This window comes from Sedimentitalea sediminis (assembly GCF_042687825.1).
In the GTDB taxonomy this organism is placed as follows: domain Bacteria; phylum Pseudomonadota; class Alphaproteobacteria; order Rhodobacterales; family Rhodobacteraceae; genus Sedimentitalea.
Genome location: NZ_JBHUQE010000009.1, coordinates 45,836 through 66,495, shown reverse-complemented (window position 1 = coordinate 66,495; position 20,660 = coordinate 45,836). Strand labels below are relative to the sequence as shown.

At 65.3% G+C, this 20,660-nt stretch carries 22 protein-coding genes; 14 read left to right on the top strand and 8 right to left on the bottom strand.

The window, feature by feature from the left end:
- Positions 1–2: 2 nt before the first annotated feature.
- Genes ACFMPD_RS09545 through ACFMPD_RS09535 form a run of 3 tightly spaced genes read left to right on the top strand, consistent with a single transcriptional unit; the run spans position 3 to position 2,277 of the window.
- The gene (locus ACFMPD_RS09545; RefSeq protein WP_380993589.1) at positions 3–425 is read left to right on the top strand and encodes an ExbD/TolR family protein; all 423 of its coding nucleotides are present in this window, start codon (positions 3–5) and stop codon (positions 423–425) included.
- Positions 422–838 (top strand): ExbD/TolR family protein, encoded by a 417-nt coding sequence (locus ACFMPD_RS09540; protein ID WP_380993588.1) that lies wholly within the window; start codon positions 422–424, stop codon positions 836–838. The genes ACFMPD_RS09545 and ACFMPD_RS09540 overlap by 4 nt, the downstream gene beginning before the upstream one ends.
- The gene (locus ACFMPD_RS09535) at positions 835–2,277 is read left to right on the top strand and encodes a hypothetical protein (protein ID WP_380993587.1); all 1,443 of its coding nucleotides are present in this window, start codon (positions 835–837) and stop codon (positions 2,275–2,277) included. The genes ACFMPD_RS09540 and ACFMPD_RS09535 overlap by 4 nt, the downstream gene beginning before the upstream one ends.
- Before the next feature lie 36 nt (positions 2,278–2,313).
- Here the strand turns inward: ACFMPD_RS09535 and ACFMPD_RS09530 are convergent, their stop codons facing one another.
- On the bottom strand, positions 2,314–3,744 hold the full coding sequence (locus ACFMPD_RS09530) for a caspase family protein (protein ID WP_380993586.1): 1,431 nt from the start codon (positions 3,742–3,744) through the stop codon (positions 2,314–2,316).
- 267 nt (positions 3,745–4,011) lie between these two features.
- On the opposite strand from ACFMPD_RS09530, the gene ACFMPD_RS09525 reads away from it, so the two are divergent.
- The 6 genes from ACFMPD_RS09525 (at position 4,012) to ACFMPD_RS09500 (ending at position 8,546) form a co-directional block, all read left to right on the top strand.
- Entirely contained in the window at positions 4,012–5,085 is a 1,074-nt protein-coding gene (locus ACFMPD_RS09525) for an OmpA family protein (RefSeq protein ID WP_380993584.1), read from the top strand.
- Positions 5,086–5,299: 214 nt separating this feature from the next.
- Positions 5,300–6,331 (top strand): NAD-dependent epimerase/dehydratase family protein, encoded by a 1,032-nt coding sequence (locus ACFMPD_RS09520; protein WP_380993582.1) that lies wholly within the window; start codon positions 5,300–5,302, stop codon positions 6,329–6,331.
- A 225-nt stretch (positions 6,332–6,556) separates the two neighbouring features.
- Positions 6,557–6,763, top strand: coding sequence for a cold-shock protein (locus tag ACFMPD_RS09515; protein ID WP_380993581.1), 207 nt, complete (start codon positions 6,557–6,559; stop codon positions 6,761–6,763).
- A gap of 153 nt (positions 6,764–6,916) precedes the next feature.
- Entirely contained in the window at positions 6,917–7,267 is a 351-nt protein-coding gene (locus ACFMPD_RS09510) for a DUF3147 family protein (RefSeq protein WP_380993580.1), read from the top strand.
- A gap of 143 nt (positions 7,268–7,410) precedes the next feature.
- Complete coding sequence (locus ACFMPD_RS09505; protein WP_380993579.1) at positions 7,411–7,965, top strand: L,D-transpeptidase; 555 nt, start codon at positions 7,411–7,413, stop codon at positions 7,963–7,965.
- A gap of 50 nt (positions 7,966–8,015) precedes the next feature.
- Positions 8,016–8,546, top strand: a complete 531-nt coding sequence (locus ACFMPD_RS09500; protein ID WP_380993577.1) for a DUF4329 domain-containing protein — start codon at positions 8,016–8,018, stop codon at positions 8,544–8,546.
- 167 nt (positions 8,547–8,713) lie between these two features.
- Here ACFMPD_RS09500 and ACFMPD_RS09495 read toward each other — a convergent pair whose 3' ends face one another.
- Both ACFMPD_RS09495 and ACFMPD_RS09490 read right to left on the bottom strand, forming a co-directional pair.
- On the bottom strand, positions 8,714–8,905 hold the full coding sequence (locus tag ACFMPD_RS09495) for a hypothetical protein (protein WP_380993575.1): 192 nt from the start codon (positions 8,903–8,905) through the stop codon (positions 8,714–8,716).
- A gap of 39 nt (positions 8,906–8,944) precedes the next feature.
- The gene (locus ACFMPD_RS09490; protein ID WP_380993573.1) at positions 8,945–9,613 is read right to left on the bottom strand and encodes an arylesterase; all 669 of its coding nucleotides are present in this window, start codon (positions 9,611–9,613) and stop codon (positions 8,945–8,947) included.
- Between the two features lie 27 nt (positions 9,614–9,640).
- On the opposite strand from ACFMPD_RS09490, the gene ACFMPD_RS09485 reads away from it, so the two are divergent.
- Both ACFMPD_RS09485 and ACFMPD_RS09480 read left to right on the top strand, forming a co-directional pair.
- Entirely contained in the window at positions 9,641–10,336 is a 696-nt protein-coding gene (locus tag ACFMPD_RS09485; RefSeq protein ID WP_380993571.1) for an ABC transporter ATP-binding protein, read from the top strand.
- The gene (locus tag ACFMPD_RS09480; protein WP_380993569.1) at positions 10,333–12,861 is read left to right on the top strand and encodes an ABC transporter permease; all 2,529 of its coding nucleotides are present in this window, start codon (positions 10,333–10,335) and stop codon (positions 12,859–12,861) included. The genes ACFMPD_RS09485 and ACFMPD_RS09480 overlap by 4 nt, the downstream gene beginning before the upstream one ends.
- Here the strand turns inward: ACFMPD_RS09480 and ACFMPD_RS09475 are convergent, their stop codons facing one another.
- A complete protein-coding gene (locus ACFMPD_RS09475; RefSeq protein ID WP_380993567.1) occupies positions 12,862–13,308 on the bottom strand; it encodes an RrF2 family transcriptional regulator in 447 nt (148 codons plus the stop codon).
- A 93-nt stretch (positions 13,309–13,401) separates the two neighbouring features.
- Between ACFMPD_RS09475 and ACFMPD_RS09470 the strand changes: the two genes are divergently transcribed.
- Complete coding sequence (locus tag ACFMPD_RS09470; protein WP_380993566.1) at positions 13,402–13,980, top strand: gamma-glutamylcyclotransferase; 579 nt, start codon at positions 13,402–13,404, stop codon at positions 13,978–13,980.
- A gap of 21 nt (positions 13,981–14,001) precedes the next feature.
- Here ACFMPD_RS09470 and gltX read toward each other — a convergent pair whose 3' ends face one another.
- Complete coding sequence (gene gltX, locus ACFMPD_RS09465) at positions 14,002–15,327, bottom strand: glutamate--tRNA ligase (protein WP_380993565.1); 1,326 nt, start codon at positions 15,325–15,327, stop codon at positions 14,002–14,004.
- A 121-nt stretch (positions 15,328–15,448) separates the two neighbouring features.
- Positions 15,449–15,889, bottom strand: a complete 441-nt coding sequence (locus tag ACFMPD_RS09460) for a DUF1801 domain-containing protein (protein WP_380993563.1) — start codon at positions 15,887–15,889, stop codon at positions 15,449–15,451.
- 129 nt (positions 15,890–16,018) lie between these two features.
- Here ACFMPD_RS09460 and ACFMPD_RS09455 point away from each other — a divergent pair, with 129 nt between their 5' ends.
- On the top strand, positions 16,019–16,426 hold the full coding sequence (locus ACFMPD_RS09455) for a metallopeptidase family protein (RefSeq protein ID WP_380993561.1): 408 nt from the start codon (positions 16,019–16,021) through the stop codon (positions 16,424–16,426).
- A gap of 155 nt (positions 16,427–16,581) precedes the next feature.
- Here ACFMPD_RS09455 and ACFMPD_RS09450 read toward each other — a convergent pair whose 3' ends face one another.
- Positions 16,582–18,240 (bottom strand): NAD+ synthase, encoded by a 1,659-nt coding sequence (locus ACFMPD_RS09450; protein WP_380993559.1) that lies wholly within the window; start codon positions 18,238–18,240, stop codon positions 16,582–16,584.
- 158 nt (positions 18,241–18,398) lie between these two features.
- On the opposite strand from ACFMPD_RS09450, the gene ACFMPD_RS09445 reads away from it, so the two are divergent.
- Positions 18,399–19,871, top strand: coding sequence for an MORN repeat-containing protein (locus ACFMPD_RS09445; protein ID WP_380993558.1), 1,473 nt, complete (start codon positions 18,399–18,401; stop codon positions 19,869–19,871).
- Positions 19,872–19,911: 40 nt separating this feature from the next.
- Here the strand turns inward: ACFMPD_RS09445 and ACFMPD_RS09440 are convergent, their stop codons facing one another.
- On the bottom strand, positions 19,912–20,577 hold the full coding sequence (locus tag ACFMPD_RS09440) for an SDR family NAD(P)-dependent oxidoreductase (RefSeq protein WP_380993556.1): 666 nt from the start codon (positions 20,575–20,577) through the stop codon (positions 19,912–19,914).
- Positions 20,578–20,660 lie beyond the last annotated feature (83 nt).

The window sequence follows — 20,660 nt, the reverse complement described above, 5'->3', positions numbered from 1 at the left end:
GCATGGCCCACAGCGTGACTCTCAGGCGCCCGACGCGATCCGGACCGCTGATCTCGCTGGTGCCGATGATCGACGTCATGCTGATTCTTCTGGTGTTCTTCATGGTCACGTCGACCTATCTGAACCTCGACATGATCCCTGCCGCCCGGCAGGGCGATCAGACCTCCGCGCCCGCACCCGTCGCCACCGGCACCGTGCTGATCCGACTGTCGGCAGATGGGGTTCCGGTCGTCCGGGGACGGCCGCACGACGCTCGCGAACTGACCAACCTGCTGGCCTCGCGTCTGTTGAATGATCCCCTGACCCAGGTGTTGGTTCTGCCCTCGGGCGCGGCCTCGACACAGGCGCTGGTCGCGGTGATGGATGTCGCCACGCGCGCCGGGGCCTCCCGTTTGCGGGTGATCCGGCTGGAGGCGCGGCCATGAGGTTGAACCGTCCCGCCCGCGCCACGCATTCGGAAACCATCATCGCGCTGATCGATGTGGTGTTCTTTCTGCTGGTGTTTTTCATGCTGATCGGCCGCATGGATGCGACCGCGCCCTTTGACGTGGCGCCACCCGTTGCGCTCAGCGGTCGCGACATGCCCGCAGGCGGCGCCACCCTGTCGGTGGCGCGGGATGGCCGGCTGGCGCTGGATGGCGCCGGGTTGACGCGGGCCGATCTGGAGGTCGCTCTGACGCAGGCGCTGCGCCGGGACGAGGCGCTGCGTCTGCGCATCAACGCCCATCGCGATGCCGAGTTGCGCCACGTGCTGCCGCTGGTCGGTCAGGCCGAGGCACTGGGGGTGCGGGACGTGGTACTGGTCGTCACGCCGGCGCCTCTGTCGGCCCCGCCATGACCGCCCGGGCGACGGAATGGGCCGCTGCCGCGGCGGGTGCGGTGCTGGTACATGCGGCGATGCTGGCGATTCTCGTGGCAACCCTGCGCCCGACCCCGGTAGAGCAACAGCAGATGCCCGCTAGCAGGCTGGACGTTCAGGCCCTCAGGCTGGAACGGAGCCAGGCACCAGAGCGGCGGCCCCCGGCCCCGGCGGCGGCCGCCGCCAAAGCCGAACCCAACGCGGTATCGGCCGGCGCGGTGCGGCATTCCCGGATCGCCGAGGTGCCGGCGCCCAGGGCCGCGCCGCTGAGAAACACCGATGCCGCCGCGCAAATGTTGCCGCCAGCCCCCGCAGGGCCGCCGCAAGCCATCGTGGCCGATATCGCAGCTGCGCGATTGCCCGCACAGGCCGGCATCGGGCAGCCCGTGATCAGGGTGCCGCCCGAACGTACGCCGGCGATGCAGCTGAGGCCGCGCGCCGATATCGCGCCGCCGCGCGCTCCGGCCACCGCGTCGGTCTCGTCCGTGCCACCGCAGCCCGCAGCCCGCATGGAACCGTCCCGGCCCGCCAGCGTGCCTGTACCGTCCGCATCAAGCGATCCGGCACCCGCGCGCGCGGCGGCGCAGGCCCCCGAACGGTTGACCGCGGCGCTGGCCTTTGCCGGCGCAGAGGATGGCGATGTCGATCCGGTCTCGCTGGCGGCCTTTCAGAGTTTCGTGCGCCCGGCCGATGCGGACCGAACCGGCGGCCAGTTGCGCGACGGTGTGTCAGCCCTGCTGGCCCAGGTCCCCTGTGCCCGGCTGCAGGTGCAGTTCGATCCGGACAGCGCCACGCTGCAGGTCAACGGCCACGTGCCGCAGGACGGTCTGCGCGCGCCGGTCCTGGCGGCGCTGCAGGCCCGGATGGGGTCCGACATCCAGGTGTCAGACCGCATGCTGATCCTGCCGCGGCCGCAATGCAACGCCCTGGGCGGGATTGCCGATATCGGCCTGCCGCAATCCACCGATCAGATCACCAACCCGCTGCTGATTGGCACCGACACGCATGCGCGGGTTCTGGAGTTCGTCCGCGACGACCGTCTGTTCTTTGACCTGACGGCCCCGGATTACGACGCCTTTGTCTATGTCGACTATTTCGACGCCGGCGGCAACGTCCTGCACCTGGCTCCCAACGATCAGGTGCCGTTGCAAAAAGTCGGGGCGGACAGGGCCTTTCGGGTCGGCGCGCGCGAACCCGGCGAGGCCGGTCTGCAAATCCTGATCGGTCCTCCCTACGGGCAGGAGATTGCGGTGGCCTTTGCCGCTTCGGTTCCGCTCTATGACGGGCTGCGTCCGCTGGTCGAACCGGCGGCGGCCTATCTGGACTGGTTGCGCGACCGCGTATCCGAAACGCGCGCCCGAACACCGGATTTCAGGGGCGAGTGGGTGTATTTCTTTGTCACCACCGCCGAGCGCTGACCCCCGGTCCGTGACCGCACCCGTGCGCGCAGACAATCATTTGCAGCCGCCGGCGGCCCAGGTCTTGAGGTGACGTTTGAGCGCCCCGCCATAGGGGTGTTTCTTGTCCAGCGACCGCTGCATGTTCAGGCTGAGATAGGCATTGGCCTGGGTGCACAGCCGGTCCTGAGTCCACTGATGGCAATTGGAACAGGTCTTGTCCTTCCAATAGGCCTCGGGCAGCCCTTCGACCGGTGGATAAAGCGGCGAACTGGCGATCAGATCGGCGATCGAGCGGCCGGACACGGCCGGCAGTTCCGACTCCAGCGGCGACTTGAAGGTGATATCCGTCGAGGCCGGGCGGCGGGCCGGTTCCGGCGCCGGTTTCGCCGGGGCGGCGCTGACGCCCTCGCCGATCGGATCATGGCCGGATTTCTTGCGCAAAGCGGCCAGTTCCTGCGTGGCGAATTCGGCGAAGACCCCGTCGGGAAAGGCCTGCAGATAGGATTCATAGCCGCCGATGCTGGCCTCGGCCTGTGCCGTTTCGAACAAGCTTTGTTCGCGCTGTGACGGGCCCTTGGCCACTGGGGCGGGTTTCGGCGGCGCCGGGTCGGACAGTTCCTTGGCCATCAACACCGACAGCAGCTTGCGCGCATCCTCGGCATACTGGCCCGCGCCATAGCTGCGCAGAAACAACATGATCTGCACCGGATCGCCCGAGGCCTGGACCGAATTCCACAATTGCAGCTCCTGCAATTCCTCGGCACTCATCGGCTCTTCTTCGGCAAAGACGAAATCGCTGGTCAGCGACGAGGAATCCCAGGGCGTCTGCTTGCCGTTGGTTTGTCTGATCACCTCGACGCGCACCTTCTTCAACACCTGCTCGATCCGCAGACCCGGTGTCGACATGGTGGCCGCCATCGCCTGGGTAAAGGGGCTGTTGCTGCCCAGCCCGTCCAGCGCCACGCCGCCAGGTGCCGTCGCATAGGCCAAAAAGGTACCGGTCGGCGCCTGCATTTCCGCCAGGCCATTATCGTTAAAGCCGTGAATGTCGGTGAACGGGTTGTTCCGGCAGGCATCCAGGATGACGATATTTGTCTTGTTGCGCGCCGAAAACATCTGTCGCAGCACCGATTGCGCCTCGACCGCGACCAGGTCCAGATCGGCAGCGTCGTTCAGCGCCACGTCAACCGGCAGCAGATAGTTGGTTCCGAAAGACTGCACACCATGCCCGGCATAGTAGAACAGGCCGGTCGCGTCCGGCCCGGCCTTGCGCAGGTCGCGGCCGAATTGCGAGATGCCGCGTTTCATGTCGATCTGCGAGCCGTCCAGCAGCAGGGTGACCTTGAAATCCAGTTTCTCCAGCGTCTCGGCGATCAACTGTGCATCCTGTGTCGGATTGTCCAACGGCGAGACGGTGCCATAGGCCGAGTTGCCGACCACCAGCGCCAGCCGATCTCCGGCGGAGACCGATGTGGCCGCAATCATCATCAGAAGGCAGCAGAATCTTATTGCAATGCGCACGGGCTGTTCCTGTATTTCTGTTCCTGCGTACCGGCGCCATGTCGGCGTACCGGGGCATTGCCAAGCGATCGCGCGGTGTCACATGTTCCGTGAGTGCAGCATGTATGGCGCATTTTCAATGCAACTATCGCTTTTCTTCTTCAAGGGTGCAAGTTTCCTGTTACAGTTCTGGGATGGTGCCATCCAACTGTGTACAAATCGTTTTTGCCGACCAAAATAAGGACTGACATGATGCTGCAATATGCGCGCCGTGCGCTTTTTCCGGCTTTCCTGGGATTCTGGATCCTGCTGGCCGCCGTTTCCGTTGCCCTGGCCCAGAGTGCAGACCCGTTCGAAAACGGCTGGGTTCTGGATTCCGAGGCGTCGGAATTGCGGTTCATGTCGATCAAGAAAGGCAACGTCGCCGAGACCAACAAATTCGCGACGATCAGCGGTTTGATCACCCCGGACGGCAAGGCGCAGATTCGCGTCCTGATGGATTCGGTCGACACCAAGGTCGATCTGCGCAACGTGCGGATGCGGTTCCTGTTCTTTGAAACCTTCCTGCATCCCGAGGCCACGATCACCGTCCAGCTGGACCCGGCGCAACTGACCGACCTGCACGTGACCCGCCGCAAGATGGTGAATGTGGAATACACGCTAGTGTTGCATGGCGTGTCAATCACCAAGACCGCCGAAGTCGCCATCACCCTGATCAGCAACGACCGGGTGACGATCTCGGCGACCACGCCGATCGCGGTCACCCTGGCCGAGCACAATCTCGAGGACGGGCGCACCAAGCTGCAAGAGGCGGCGAATGTGGACATCGCGCCGCTGGGTGTGGTCAGTTTCGATTTCGTCTTTGACCGGTCCAGCCCGGGCACTCCGCCGGATGCAACAATGCTGACCAATGTGGTCGCGCCCGGCTCGGCCGCGCTGGAAACCAAGGGCAACCTGGATCGCGAAGCCTGCGTCGGCCGGTTCGAGATCCTGTCACGCACCGGCAACATCTATTTCTCTGCCGGCAGCGCCCGTCTGGATGCCAAGAGCCGGCCGCTGCTGGACAACCTCTATGACATCGTCAACCGCTGCCCCGACCTGAATATCGAGATTGGCGGCCATACGGATTCCGACGGCAGCGACGTGGCGAATAAACGTCTCAGCGAACGCCGCGCCGCCTCTGTGGCCTCGTATCTGCAATCCAAGGGGATTTCCTCGGCGCGAATGGTCACCGTCGGCTATGGCGAGGCCCGCCCGCTGGTGGATAACAGTACCGCTCAGAACAAGGCGCGCAACCGCCGCATCGAGTTCTCGGTGATCAACTGATTGACTGGGCGCGGGCGGGGCGTTCGGCGCCCTGCCCGCCCGGTCCTCACACCGGCCCGCTTTGGCCCCGCTCTGGTCCTTGCCACAGCGCGACCCGGCGCGGGCCGGGTCCCCGGCTTAGGCTGCTAATTCCCACAACAATGCAATCAGTGGTTGTTTTTTTACGACAACCGGGTCAGGCTGACCGCTGTTTTCGCACAAAGGCAATCTCAAGATGGACAGGACGCAACCCGGGGCCAAGGTCCTGATCACCGGCACCGCCGGCTTTATCGGCTTTCACCTCGCCCGACTGCTGCTGGACGAGGGTTATGTGGTGCATGGTTTTGACGGGATGACGGATTATTACGATGTCACCCTCAAGCGCCGGCGCCATCAGTTGCTGCTGCAGACGCCGGGCTTTACCGCCACCGAGGCGATGCTGGAAGACAACGAAGCCGTGCAGCATGTCGCCGGGAGCTTTCAGCCCGATGTGATCGTACACCTGGCCGGTCAGGCCGGTGTTCGGTATTCGCTGGAAAATCCGCGCTCGTATCTGGACAGCAACGTGATCGGCACCTTCAACATCATGGAAGTGGCGCGGCAATTGCAGGTCCGCCACCTGCTGATGGCCTCGACCTCGTCGATCTATGGCGCCAACGCGGACATGCCCTTTGCCGAGACGGACAAGGCAGATGGCCAACTGACCATCTATGCCGCCACCAAGAAGGCCAATGAAAGCATGGGCCATGCCTATGCCCATCTGTGGAACCTGCCGACCACCATGTTCCGCTTTTTCACCGTCTATGGCCCCTGGGGGCGTCCCGATCTGGCCTATTTCAAATTCACCAAGGCGATCCTGAACGGCGAGCCCATCGACGTCTACAACCACGGCGACATGTATCGCGATTTCACCTATGTCGGCGATCTGGTGCGCGGCATCCGCCTGCTGATCGACGTGGTGCCCGAACGCCCGGACAGCGCCGCCGATATCGCCGAGGGCGACAGCCTGTCGCCGGTGGCGCCGTTTCGCATCGTCAATATCGGCAATTCCGACAAGGTGCGCCTGCTGGACTTTATCGAAGCTATCGAAGACAGCCTGAACCTGAAGGCCCAGCGCAACTATATGAGCATGCAAAAAGGCGACGTGCCCGCGACCTGGGCCAATGCCGATCTGCTGCGCCAGTTGACGGGCTATGCGCCTCGGACCGACCTGCGCGACGGGCTGCGGGAATTCGTGCTCTGGTATCGCGAATACTATCAGAACTAGACGCGCCGCCCGCCCTGCCGGTACCGGCCAGCCCTTTGTCGTCAACCGCAATCATGTGCGCATTTTTTCTTGCCAGACTCGGGGCAAGCTGCCATATCGGTCACCGCTAACGTTATTCTTTGTCGACCCACTGTCTCCTTTTTCGGCGGTCAGTCTTCGATCCAGACCAACCGCGCCGGGCTGTCGCAATTCCGCGGACAGCAAATACTATAGGAGACCACGGACATGGCCACTGGCACCGTGAAATGGTTCAACTCTACCAAAGGCTACGGCTTTATCGCACCCGATGGCGGCAGCAAGGACGTCTTTGTCCACATTTCGGCCGTCGAGCGCGCCGGCCTGACCGGCCTGGCCGACAACCAGAAAGTCACCTTCGACATCGAGTCGGGTCGTGACGGACGCGAAAGCGCCGCCAATCTGGCTCTGGCCTGAGGCCGGGATTTCGGATCGCCCCCTGATCGGGACACGATTCGACAAGACATCAAAGGCGGGCTTGGTGCCCGCCTTTTTCTTTGCCCGGACCTAGGCGGGTTTTCCGGAGCAGATGAAATTGCATTGCTGCCCCGAAACCGGCAGATTTCCCGCATGTGGTATCTCATCACCAAGGCCCTGTTATCGGGGATCATCATCGCGCTGGTGTCCGAAGTCGCGAAACGTCAACCGGGGCTGGGCGCCCTGATCGCCTCGTTGCCGCTGATCTCGGTCATGGGCATGATCTGGCTGTGGCACGACAAACCGGACGCGGCCAACATGGCGCATCACGCGGCAGCGACCTTCTGGTACGTACTGCCGTCGCTGCCGATGTTCCTGCTGATACCGGGCCTGCTGAATCGCGGCTGGTCGTTCTGGAGCGCATTGACCCTGGGCTGTCTGCTGACCGTCGCGCTGTATCTGGCGATGATCTGGCTGGCCGCCCGGCTGGGGTTCAAGCTGTAGGCCCGGCACCGTCCAGAGCGCCACGGTGCCGTACCGGTCACAATGGCCTGAGAAGACGCTCGGATTGTCCCGATCCCATTGACCCACGCGCAACAACGGCCAAAAATGGCCGCAACAGTTCCATTTTACAGACGAGACCGGTCATGATTGCACGCCGAAAATTCCTTGCAGCCTCTGCCGCGGCCCTTGTGCTGCCCCGCGCGGCCGCCGCCAAAAGGGTAGAATTCGACCCGACTCCGCAAATGGTGCGGATCAAGAAACAGTTCCTGCCGGGCCAGATGCTGATCCTGCCGCGTTCCTATTATCTGTATTTCGTGGTCGAGCCGCGCAAGGCGATGCGCTACGGCGTCGGCGTGGGAAAGGCGGGTCTGGAATTCACCGGCACCGCCACCATCGACGTCAAAAAGGAATGGCCGACCTGGCGCCCGACCCAGGAAATGATCGAGCGCGATCCCCGGGCCTACTCGAAATTCATCGACAACGACTATGTTCAGCCGGGTGGGCCGGACAATCCGCTGGGCGCCCGGGCATTGTATCTGTTCCAGAACGGCATCGACACCTATTTCCGCATCCACGGCACCACCCAGCCCGAAAGCATCGGTCATTCCGTGTCCAACGGCTGTATCCGGATGTTGAACGAGCATGTGACCGACCTGTATGAACGGGTACCGATCGGCACTGTGGTGACCGTTCTGTGATCCGGGCCACTGCGCGCGTCTGGTCGGCTTCCCTCTGACGGGGTGCGGGCATGATCCTCGTCTATGCTCTGACCGCTCTGTCGCTGGTGTTTGCCCAGCCTTCGGTCGCACGACCACCCGAAGACGAGATCGCCGCCGCGCAGGAATGGCTGGCACGGGCCCAGCACCTGTCCTTTGCCACGAACCGGGAATATTGCGGCTATCTCGGATACACCCAGGATGGTCAAATCGGCTTTACAGAAATGCAGCGCGGCGGTCATGACGGCTGTACGCCCTGGATGACCGACAACGGGCTGGCGCTGGTGGCCTCGCTGCACACCCATGGGGCCTATGATCCCGATGTACCGGCCGAATTTCCCACTTCGCTGGACATCGACAGCGACGCCCGCGAAGGTGTCGACGGCTATATATCGACCCCGGGCGGGCGCCTTTGGTATGTCGACAGTATCGCGCGGGTGGCGATCCAGATCTGCGGATTGAACTGTCTGCCGCAGGACCACAACTTTCGCGCCGGCGATGACGGCATGATCCGCGATTTCTATTCTCAGGCCGATCTGCGCCGTCTGGAAGACCTGGACTGACCGCCTGGCGCAGGCCTCGGAACCGCCGTCTTGCGAACCGGTGCCCTGCAGGTCCTCTCCACCAACAGCCGGTCTGCGGGTCTGCGCGCATTGCACCGCGCCTTGCCGGTTTCTCGACGGCGGCTATCGACCGGCAAGGGGGTGCCTGTCCGAACCGAGGCGATTATTCAGACAGCGTATCCGGTCGGGCGCTGACGGTGGTCTCGGGCATTGGCGGGCCGCAGGCCCTGATGCGCGTGGCCGGGGTCGTGCCCCGGCGCGTCCGGCACTGCCCCCTGCCCCGGTCGGGTGATGTCGCGACGCGGGCGTTCATCCGCGTTGGCCGCGACCGAGACCGCCAGCCGGGCGGACAGGAGCACAGAGGGTTCCGCCGGAAAGACCCGCAGGCCCGACATGGCCTAATCGGAGCGTCTGGCGCGGTCCACCAGCCGCAACACCTCTGGCCCCAGCGCCGCGACGATGCGCTTGACCCCCTCGGCATTCGGGTGAATGCCGTCGGGCTGCATAAAGGCGCGCATCTGCACCGCCTCTGCCGTGTCGCCGCCCAGACCGGCAAAGAAACTCTCGGCGTAAAGCGTGTCATAAGCCGCCGACAGCTCGGGATAGATCGCATCAAACGCCGCCTTGTAGTCGGGACCGTAATTGCCCGGCGCGCGCATGCCGACCAACAGCACCTCGACCCCGGCGGTCTGGGTGGCGCGCAGAATGGTCTCGAGATGACCACGGCTGACCGCCGGTTCGATGCCGCGCAACAGATCGTTGCCGCCCAGCGCGACGATCATCGCGTCCACTTCCGGGGTCAGGGTCCAATCGACACGGGCGGCGCCCCCCGCGGTGGTATCGCCCGACACGCCGGCATTGATCACCACCACATCCGCGCCGTTGCTGCGCAGCCAGGCCTGCAATTGTGGTACGAACCCGTCCTGCTGGACCAATCCGTAGCCTTGCGTCAGACTGTCCCCCAACGCGGCAATGGTCACCGGTTCGGCGGCGGCGGCCAGACCGCAAAAAGAAAAGGCAATTGCCGCCATCACCTTGCGCATCGCCGTCAATGCTCCATATGCCATTTGAAATACCTAACAATTGCAGGGCCCATGACCGACCCCATCCTTTCCCTCAAAGATGCTTGTTTGTCGCTGAATGGCAATGCCGGCCCTGTCGATATCCTGCATTCCATCACCCTGGATGTGCAACGCGGCGAGACGCTGGGCCTGGTCGGCCCCTCGGGATCGGGCAAATCCTCGCTGCTGATGCTGATGGGCGGGCTGGAACAGGTCAGCAGCGGCGACATCACCGCGCTGGGTCACGATCTGACGGCCATGGACGAGGACGCGCTGGCGCGTTTCCGCCGCGATCACATGGGGGTGGTGTTCCAGTCCTTTCACCTGATCCCGACGATGACCGCGCTGGAGAATGTCGCGACGCCGCTGGAACTGGCCGGTGCGCGCGACGCCTTTGACCGCGCCGCCGCCGAACTGGAGACCGTCGGGCTGGCGCATCGGGCCAACCACTACCCGGCGCAGATGTCGGGCGGCGAACAGCAACGCGTGGCGCTGGCCCGCGCCTCGGCGCCGCGGCCGCAGATCCTGCTGGCGGACGAACCCACCGGCAATCTGGACCAGAGCAATGGCGCAGCCATCATCGAGCTGCTGTTCGGGCTGCGCGACCGGCATGGCGCGACTCTGGTGCTGGTGACCCATTCGCATGAACTGGCCGCCCGTTGCGACCGGGTGATCCGGCTGCGCGATGGCCGGATCGATCCGGACGCGGCGCGCAAGGCGGCGGAATGAGCCTGCGTCTGGCCGCCCGCTTTGCCCGCCGCGAACTGCGCGGCGGGTTGCACGGGTTCCGCATCTTTCTGGCCTGCCTGACCCTGGGAGTCGCGGCGATCGCCACGGTCGGTTCGGTGCGATCGGGCATCGAGGCCGGGTTGGCGCAAGAGGGTGCGGCGCTGTTGGGGGGGGACGCGGAAATGCGGTTCACCTACCGCCACGCCACCCTGGAAGAACGCCGATGGATGTCCGAAAAGGCCGATCGGGTCTCGGAGATCCTGGATTTTCGCTCGATGGCGGTGGTCGAGCGCGAGGGCGAAACCGACCGCGCCCTGACCCAGGTCAAGGCGGTCGATGACGCCTATCCGCTGATCGGGACGCCGCGTCTGGACCCCGAGATCGGCCTGGAACAGGCGCTGGCCGGGCGCGACGGTCGGCCCGGTGCGGTGATGGCGCCGGAGTTGGTGGGACGGCTGGGCCTGTCCCCGGGGCAACGCTTTCGGCTGGGCACACAGGAATTCGTTCTGATGGCCACCCTGGTACATGAACCGGACGGCGCCGCCGACGGCTATGGGCTGGGGCCGCGCACCCTGGTCGCCAGCGACAGCCTGGGCGCGTCGGGCCTGCTGGCGCCCGGCTCGCTTTATGCCAGCAAGTATCGCCTGGATCTGCCGCCGGGCACCGATCTGCCGCGACTGGCCGCCGAGGCCCGCGCCCGGTACGAAAGCGCCGGGCTGCGCTGGACCGATGCCCGTAACGGCGCCCCGAACGTGGCCCGGTTCATCGCGCAGCTGGGCTCGTTCCTGGTACTGGTCGGTCTGTCGGGGCTGGCGGTGGGCGGCATCGGCGTATCGGCGGCGGTGCGCGCTTATCTGGCCGAAAAGACCGGCGTTATCGCCACCCTCCGTACTCTGGGCGCGGACCGGGCGACGGTGTTTCAGACCTATTTCCTGCAAATCGGCATCCTGTCCGTTCTGGGCATCGCTCTGGGCCTGTGCCTTGGGGCGCTGGTGCCGGTGTTGCTGGGCCCCCTGATCGAGACGCAGCTGCCGATCCCGGCCCTGTTCGCGGTCTATCCCGCACCGCTGGCCGAAGCGGCGATCTATGGTCTGTTGACGGCGCTGATCTTTACCCTGTGGCCGCTGGCCCGCACCGAGGAGGTCCGGGCCGCGACGCTGTTTCGCGATGCGCTGTCCAGCGCCCGGCTGCTGCCGCCGCTGCGCTATCTGGTGGCGATCCTGGCCGGGCTTGCCGCGCTGGTCGGTCTGGCGGCCTGGTTCAGCGGCACCGCGGGGCTGACCCTGTGGACCACCGGCGGGCTGACTTTGTCGCTGCTGCTGCTGTCGGTCTCGGCGCTGGCGATCCGCGCCGTGGCGCGCCGCGGCGGCGTGGCCGCCCGGGGCCGGCCAGCATTTCGCTGGGCGCTGGCCGCCATTTCCGATCCGCGCGAAGGCGCCACCTCGGTGGTTCTGTCGCTGGGGCTGGGTCTGTCGGTGCTGGCTGCCGTCGGGCAGATCGACGGCAATCTGCGCAACGCGATCTCGGGCGATCTGCCAGAGGTCGCGCCGTCCTATTTCTTTGTCGATATCCAAAAAGATCAGATCGCGGGCTTTACTGAACGCCTGACCACGGACCCCGCCGTCAGCCGGCTGGAAAGCGCGCCGATGCTGCGCGGCGTGGTGACCCGCATCAACGGCAAACCGGCCCGGGACGTCGCCGGCGATCATTGGGTGGTGCGGGGCGATCGCGGCCTGACCTATGCCGAGACCATGCCCAGCGCCACCCGCCTGACCGCCGGCAGCTGGTGGCCCCGGAACTATGCCGGCCCGCCCCTGATCAGCTTTGCCGCCGAAGAGGCCGCCGAACTGGGGCTGGCGCTGGGTGACACCCTGACCGTCAACATCCTGGGCCGCGACATTACCGCCACCATCGCCAGTTTCCGCGAAGTCGATTTCTCGACCGGGGGTCTGGGTTTTGTCATGACGATGAACCCCGCCGCCCTGTCCGGCGCGCCGCACAGTTTCATCTCGACGGTCTATGCCGAGGATGCCGCCGAAAGCCGGATTTTGCGCGATCTGGCAGACATGTATCCCAACATCACCGCCATCCGGGTGCGCGATGCCATCGACCGGGTCTCGGATCTGCTGGCCGGGCTGGCCAGCGCCACCTCGTATGGTGCCGGGGCGACGCTGTTGACCGGGTTCCTGGTGCTGATCGGCGCCGCCGCCGCCGGCGAGCAGGCGCGCACCTACGAGGCGGCGGTTCTCAAGACGCTGGGCGCCTCGCGCCGCCGAATCCTGACCAGCCTGGCATTGCGCGCCGCGCTGCTGGGGGCCGCGGCCGGGGCGGTGGCGCTGGCGGCGGGCATTGCCGGCGGCTGGGCGGTCAGCCGGTTCGTGCTGGACACGGATTTCGCTGTGATCTGGTCTTCGGCCCTGGGCATCGTGTTCGGCGGCGTGCTGGCAACCCTGTTGGCCGGGCTGGCATTCGCCTGGCGGCCGCTGGCGGCGCGCCCGGCGCAGGTGCTGCGCGGGCGCGAATGATCAGCGCGCGCAGCTGACCGGCTGCAACAGCCGGATCAGTTCGGTATTGTTGCACACCAGCGAGTCCAGCGACAGTTCGTCCAACGAGGCATAAAACGCCTGCGCCGCCTGGGTCAGCGCCACCCGCAGCCGGCAGGCCCGGACCAGCGGACAGGTGTTGTCGGCATCCGCGAAACACTCGGCGATCGGCAGGTTGCCCTCGACATCGCGGAATACGTCGCCGATGCGGATATCGGCTGCGCTGCGGGCCAGCGACATGCCGCCATTGCGCCCGCGTTGGGTGCGCAGATATTCCAGTTGGCTGAGCTGGTTGATGACCTGGGCCAGATGGTTTTCCGAGATGTTGCAGCATTCCGCGATCTCGGCTTTTGTGACCAGCCGGTCGGTGTTCGCCGCGCAATACATCAGCAGCCTGACCGCGATATTCGTTCGCTTGGTGATTCGCACCGGATCGTTCCTCGCATTCCCGCAGGTTGAGTTTGTTGCACATCGCCGCAAAAAGCGGTTTGATATACATCAATCGCAGCAGTGCATGACCAGATGACCTCGGCACCCTATTTCTTTGGCTATGGCAGCCTGGTGAATCGCGCGACGCATGATTTCGGCGATCCGCGACCGGCGCAATTGTCGGGCTGGTGCCGGGCCTGGCGTCATACCGATCTGCGCCCATTGGCCTTTCTGACCGCAGTACCGGCCCCTGGGGTTACCATCGACGGCATGGTCGCGCATGTCCCGGGCGGCGACTGGCAGGCGCTGGATCAGCGCGAATGGGCCTATGACCGGCTGTCCGCCAATGAGGCCGTCCGCCACGGCGTCACTGCGGAAATCGACGTGGCGGTCTATGTCGTCCCGGCAGAGCGCCATACCAGACCCTCGGCCGCGCATCCGGTGCTGCTCAGCTATATCGACGTGGTGGTACAGGGCTATCTGCGCGAATTCGGCAATTGCGGGGTCGCGAATTTCTTTGCCACGACCCGAGGCTGGGATACCCCGGTCCTGAATGACCGCGCAGCACCGCGCTATCCGCGCCATCAGCAACTGACGCGCCGGGAAACCGGCCTTGTCGACGATCATCTCGCCGGGCTGGGCGTGCGCATCCTGCCGGACGCACCGCCCTGATCCACCGGGTCCGCGCCAGGCCTAGCCGCGCGCGCGCACCACCTGCAGCAACGGCATCAGGGCTGCCATTTCGGGGCCGCGCTCGCGCCCGGTCACGGCCTTGCGCAGCGGCATGAACAGTCCCTTGCCCTTGCGCCCTGTCGCGGCCTTGACCGCGCTGGTCCACGCGCCCCATGTGGTGCTGTCAAACGGCCCCTCGGGCAGCAGCGCCATCGCCTGATCAATGAATTCGCGGTCCTCGTCGGCCACCATCGGCGTGGCCCCGTCGCGGCACAGCTGCCACCAATCCTGCAGATCGTCCAGCGTGGTGATATTGTCGCGCGCCATCAGCCAGAAATCCTCGGCAATGTCCTCGGGCACGCCCAGGGCCGCCACGTGGTCGCGCACGGCCGCCAGCGGCAGACCCTGCAGATAATGCGCGGTCAGCGGGAACAGGTCTTCGACGTCGAACTTGGTCGGGGCGCTGCCGAAGCGGGTGATGTCGAAGCCTTCGATCAGTTCGGCCATGTCGCTGCGCAGCTCGACCGGATCGGACGATCCAAGCCGCGCCATCAGGCTGAGCAGCGCCATTGGCTGTACACCGCGCTCGCGCAGATCGCGCAGCGCCAGCGTGCCCAGCCGCTTGCTCAGGGCCTCGCCCTGGGGACCGGTCAGCAGCGAGTGATGCGCGAAACGCGGTACCGTTCCGCCAAGCGCATTGATGATCTGGATCTGGGTCGCGGTGTTGGTCACGTGGTCCGAACCGCGCACCACGTCGGTCACCCCCATCTCGGTGTCATCGACAACCGAGGCAATGGTATAGAGCACCTGGCCATCCGCCTTGATCAGCACCGGATCGGACACGCTGGCGGCATCGATCGAGATGTCGCCCAGAATGCCGTCGGTCCATTCGATCCGCTCGTGATCCAGCTTGAACCGCCACACGCCGCTGCCCCGCTCGGCGCGCAGCGCGTCCTTTTCGGCCTCGCTCAGCGCCAGAGCGGCGCGGTCATAGACCGGTGGCTTGCCCATGTTCAGCTGTTTCTTGCGTTTCAGGTCCAGTTCGGTGGGGGTTTCGAACGCCTCGTAGAACCGGCCGATCTCGCGCAGGCGGTCGGCAGCGGCGGCATAGCGGTCCAGCCGCGTCGACTGACGCTCGACCCGGTCCCAGTGCAGGCCCAGCCAGTCCAGATCGCGTTTGATCGCATCGACATATTCCTCTTTTGACCGTTCCGGATCGGTGTCGTCGATCCGCAGGATGAACGTGCCGCCGGCCTTGCGGGCGATCAGATAGTTCATCAGCGCCGTGCGCAGGTTGCCGATATGGATGTAACCGGTGGGCGAAGGGGCAAAGCGGGTGGTGGTCATGGGCGTCTCCTGTTGCGCGATCTGTTGTCACAGGGCCGCGCCATTGTCCAGCGATGGCACAGGGCCAAACGGGGGCCAAACGGGGGCCAAGCGGGGGCCAGTCGGAACCGTCCGGGGTCGTTCAGGCCGGCTGGACCGGCCAGCGGCGGTTCAGATCGTCCAGGCCGGCCCGGATCAATTCGGCCAGAACCGGCAGGTCGATATCCGCCAGCTTGTTCACATAAAGACAGGACTTGCCGATGCGGTGCTTGCCCAGACGCTGCAGGATCGCGCCGAAATCGGCGTAGCCCGGCATGATATAGATGGAAAAGGCCGCCTTGCGCGGGGCAAAACCGGTGGCCAGGAAATCCCCCTGACGACCGCTGTCATAGACATAGTGATAGCGGCCATAACCGATGATCGACGGCCCCCACATGGCCGGACGGAACCCGGTCACCTGGCGAAACAACTGGTCCAGTTGCCGCGCGTCCTGCGCCTTTTGCGCCGGTTCGATGGCCGCCAGAAAAGCCCCGACATCCGCCTCGGTGGCCCGCGTTTTGTTCTGTGTCTTGTTCTTTGCCATGGCCACAGCCTAGCACAGCGGGCATCGGCCCGGACCGGTCATTTCGCGCCATCGCCACGACACTGACGGCCACCGGGCCGCGCTGGCGAAAATTTGCCCGCGCGGCCCCTTTTTCCGGTGCCCGATCCGATGCATATGCAGGACATGGCGCAGGATATTTCGCTCGATCATTTCCTGACGGTGGCGCGGGCCACCGTCGCCGGTCTGCCCGAGGGGTTTCGCGGCCCGGCACGGGCGGTGACGCTGCGCGTGGCCGACTGGCCCGATCACGAGATGCTGCGCAATCTGGGGCTGGCCCGTCCGCTGGACCTGACCGGGCTGTACGAAGGTGTTCCGATGACCGAGAAATCGGTCTGGGATCAGCCGCTGGTGCCCGACACCGTCTGGCTGTTCCGCGAACCGATCCTGGCGGAATGGCGGGCGCGCGGCGATGTCGACCTGGACGATCTGATCACCCATGTCACCATCCACGAATTCGCCCATCACTTTGGCTGGAGCGATGCGCAGATCGCCGCCGTCGACCGCTGGTGGGAGTGAGCGTCGGCCCGGGCAGCGCCCGGCAAACGCTCTGGGAGAGCGCTTGAGACGCGAACGGGCGGCGCCCCTCCGAACCGGGCGCAACCCGACGGGCCGTCCAGTGGACGAACCGAGACGCGAACGCGCAGCGCCCAAGCCGAACCGGAACCGGGGTATCAGCCGGGATCGCGCCAGCGGTTGACGATGGGATAGCGCCGGTCCAGCCAGAACGCGCCTTTGGTCAGGCGCACGCCGGGGGCGGACTGAAAGCGCTTGTATTCGCTGATATAGATCAGGTGTTCGACCTTTTTCGCCGTGGCCCGATCAAACCCGGCGGCGACGCAATCGGCGATCGAGCCGTTGCGGTCCACCAGAATTTCCAGCATCGCGTCCAGGTCCGGATAGTCGGGCAGGCTGTCGCTGTCCTTTTGGTCCTCGCGCAATTCCGCTGTCGGGGGTTTGTCGATCACGTTCGGGCGGATCACCTGCCCCGCCGGTCCCCTCATCCAGTCGCGATGGTTGGCGTTGCGCCAACGGCAGGTTTCAAAGACCCGGGTCTTGTACAGATCCTTGATCGGGTTATAGCCCCCCGCCATGTCGCCATAAATCGTGGCATAGCCGACGGCGACCTCGGACTTGTTGCCGGTGGTCAAGAGCATCTCGCCGAACTTGTTGGACAGGGCCATCAGCAGCAGCCCGCGCAGGCGCGACTGCAGGTTCTCTTCGGTCAGATCGGCCGGCATGCCCTGAAACAGCGGCGCCAGCGTCTCGGTGATCGCAGCGCGCCCCGGCCCGATCGGCAGATAGTCATAGCGGCAGCCCAGCGCGGTCGCGACCGCCTCGGCATCGGCCAGGCTTTCGGCGCTGGTATATTCCGACGGCAGCATCACGCAGCGCACGTTCCCGGCCCCCAGCGCATCCACGGCGATGGCCGCGACCAGCGCGCTGTCGACACCGCCGGACAGGCCCAGCAGAACCTTTTTGAACCCGGATTTGCCCATATAGTCGCGCAGCGCCACCACCATCGCCCGGTAATCCTGTTCATAGGCATCCGGGTGGCTGCATTCCGGCCCCGGCACGATGCACCAGCCCGCATCATTGCGCCGCAGATCCAGATGGGTGATCGCGTCCTCGAAAAACGGCATCTGCAACGCCAGTTCACCGCCGGGGTTCAGCGCAAAGGTGCCGCCATCGAACACCTGGTCGTCCTGACCGCCGACCATGTTCAGATAGATCAGCGGCAACCCGGTATCGACGACGCGGGCGACCATGTGATTGAGCCGGGTCTCGAACTTGTCGCGGTAATAGGGCGAACCGTTGGGCACCAGCAGGAAATCGGCTCCGGTTTCGGCCAGGGTCTCGGCCACGTCCTCGTGCCAGGCATCCTCGCAGATCGGGCTGCCGATGCGCACATCACCGACCGCATAGGGGCCGCCCAGCGGACCCGCGTCAAAGATGCGCTTTTCGTCAAACACGGTTTCGTTGGGCAGATGGCGTTTTAACACGGTGCTGGTGATCTGGCCGCCCTGCATCACCAGATAGGCGTTGTAAAGCTGTGTGCCCTCGACCCAGGGCCCGCCGATGGCCAGCGCCGGACCGTCGGCACAATCGGCCGCCAATGCGTGCAGTTCCTGAATTGCGGCAACGTGAAAGGCCGGTTTCATCACCAGGTCCTGGGCATTGTAGCCGGTGATGAACATCTCGGGCAGCGCCACCAGATCGGCCCCCGCCGCGCGCCCCTGCCGCCATGCGTCGCGGGCCTGTGCGGCATTGCCCGCAAGATCCCCGACCACCGGGTTCAACTGTGCCAGTGTCACGCGAAATCGGTCCGCCATCCTGCCCTCGTGCCAATACCTGTTCCCCCGCCATTTATCAGATCGCGGCGCAAGGAAAAGGGAACACGGTCAAAAGACGTTGTGCCGCAGCACGCGCTGGCCTAGTTTTTCGCCAAATCAGGCACACAGCGGACAATTGCGGGGCACCAAAAGCGACCATGACCGATTTCACGACCAACCGACCCGCCACCTGCCGATATCGCCTGTCTGCGGCGCTGGCGCCCGCCTCGGCCGCCGTTCTGGCGGCAGCGATCAGCCTTGTCGTCCCGGCCCCGGCGCGGGCACAGCAGGACGCCGTCCAGACCATCCAGGACGATGTCGGCGGAGTCTATCAGGGCACGTTCCGGGGCGGACTGCAGCACGGCACCGGCACCTACACCCTGCCCAACGGCTATGAATATTCCGGCGATTGGGTCGATGGCGAGATTCGCGGCAAGGGCATTGCCCGGTTCCCCAACGGCTCGATCTACGAGGGCGATTTCGCCCGCGGCAAGCCGCATGGCGTCGGCAAGATCACCTTTGCCGATGGCGGCACCTATGAAGGTGAATGGAAAGACGGCGCAATCGACGGTCAGGGCATTGCGGTGCATGCCGACGGCACCCGGTACGAGGGCGGATTTCACCAGGCCCGGCATCACGGCAAGGGCCAGTTGCAGACGCCGGACGGCTATGAATATCGCGGTGACTGGGCGGATGGTGCAAAAGACGGCCAAGGCGTCATCCGCTATGCCGACGGCGCCATCTACGAGGGCAGCCTCAAGGCCGGCAAGCGCAGTGGTCAGGGCAAGCTGACCCTGCCGGACGGGCTGGTCTATGAAGGCGACTGGAAGAACGATCAGTTCGACGGCACCGGCACGCTGATCCAGCCCAATGGCGACGTCTATACCGGCCAGTTCGTCGGCGGCCGGCGCCAGGGCAAGGGCCGGGTGGATTATGCCGACGGCGATGTCTATGAGGGCAGCTTTTCCGAGGATCTGCGCAACGGCACCGGCACTTTTACCGGCGCGGATGGCTATGTCTATGCCGGCGAGTGGCAGGCCGGCCAGATCCAGGGTGAGGGTCAGGTCACCTATCCCGACGGATCGGTCTATGTCGGCAGCCTGAAGGCCGATCTGGCCGATGGCATGGGCAAGATCACCTATCCCGACGGATCGACCTATGAAGGCGAGTGGGTGGCCGGGGTGATCGAAGGCGAGGGCACCGCGCATTACCCCAACGGGGTCGTCTACAAGGGGACGTTCAAGAACGCGCTCAACCACGGCCAGGGAGTCATGACCTATAGCGACGGCTATCGCTATGAGGGCGCGTGGGAAAACGGCCAGCGCCAGGGTCAGGGCAAGGCGACCTATGCCGACGGCTCGGTCTATACCGGCGACTTTCAGGCCAATCAGCGCCACGGTCAGGGCGAAATCGTGATGGCCAACGGGTTCAAATTCTCGGGCCAGTGGGAAAACGGCGAGATCAGCGGCGAGGGGGTCGCCACCTATGCCAATGGCGATGTCTATGAGGGCCGTTTTCGCAATGGCAAACGCCAGGGCCCCGGCACCATGCGCTATGCCACCGGCCAGCAGGAAACCGGCACCTGGGACAACGGCGCGCTGAACACCTCGGATACGGCTGACGGCGGCTGAAAAGCCTCGGACGCGCCCGTAGAATCCGGCGTCGGGCCGATCACCACGGTACCGGTTTGCCGGCCCAGTCGAAAAAGCCGCCCGAATGCCGCCGGTCCAGCCTGTCAATCACCCGCAGCAGGTTCCTGGCCGCCTCGGGCGCCGGAACCGCAGCATGGCGCCCCAGATAGTCGCGGGTCATAGGCGTTGCGACCGTGCCCGGATGCAGCGCCACACAGACCGCCTGTGCGTGGCTGCGCGCCAGTTCGATCGCCGCCGTGCGGATCACCTGATTCAGGGCCGCCTTGGCCGCGCGATAGCTGATCCAGCCGCCCAGACGGTTGTCGCCGATCGACCCCACGCGCGCCGACAGCGCCGCAAAGACGCTGCGGCGATCGCGTATCAGCAACCGTCCGGCATGACGCAGAATCAGCGCCGGTCCCACCGCATTCAGCGCAAACTGATCCAGCATCGCCGGGGCGGTCAGTGCCGCCAGACTTTTCTCGGGTTCGGCACCGGCAATTGCCAGCGCGCCGGTGGCGACCAGGATCAGGTCGAACCGGGTGTCCAACGCCCGCAGCGCCAGATCCACACTGTCCGGATTGGTCAGGTCCAGCCCATCCTGCCGCCGCGACAGGCCCGTCACATGCCAGCCATCCTGCGTCAGCCGGTCAGCCACGGCGCCGCCGATACCGCCGGTGCGGCCGATGATCAATGCCTGTCTCATCGGCAGCCACCTAGCGGACCCGGGTCCGGGATCAAGCCCGCCGTCAGACCTGGGCGTGCGCGCAGGACCTGCGGAAATTCGGT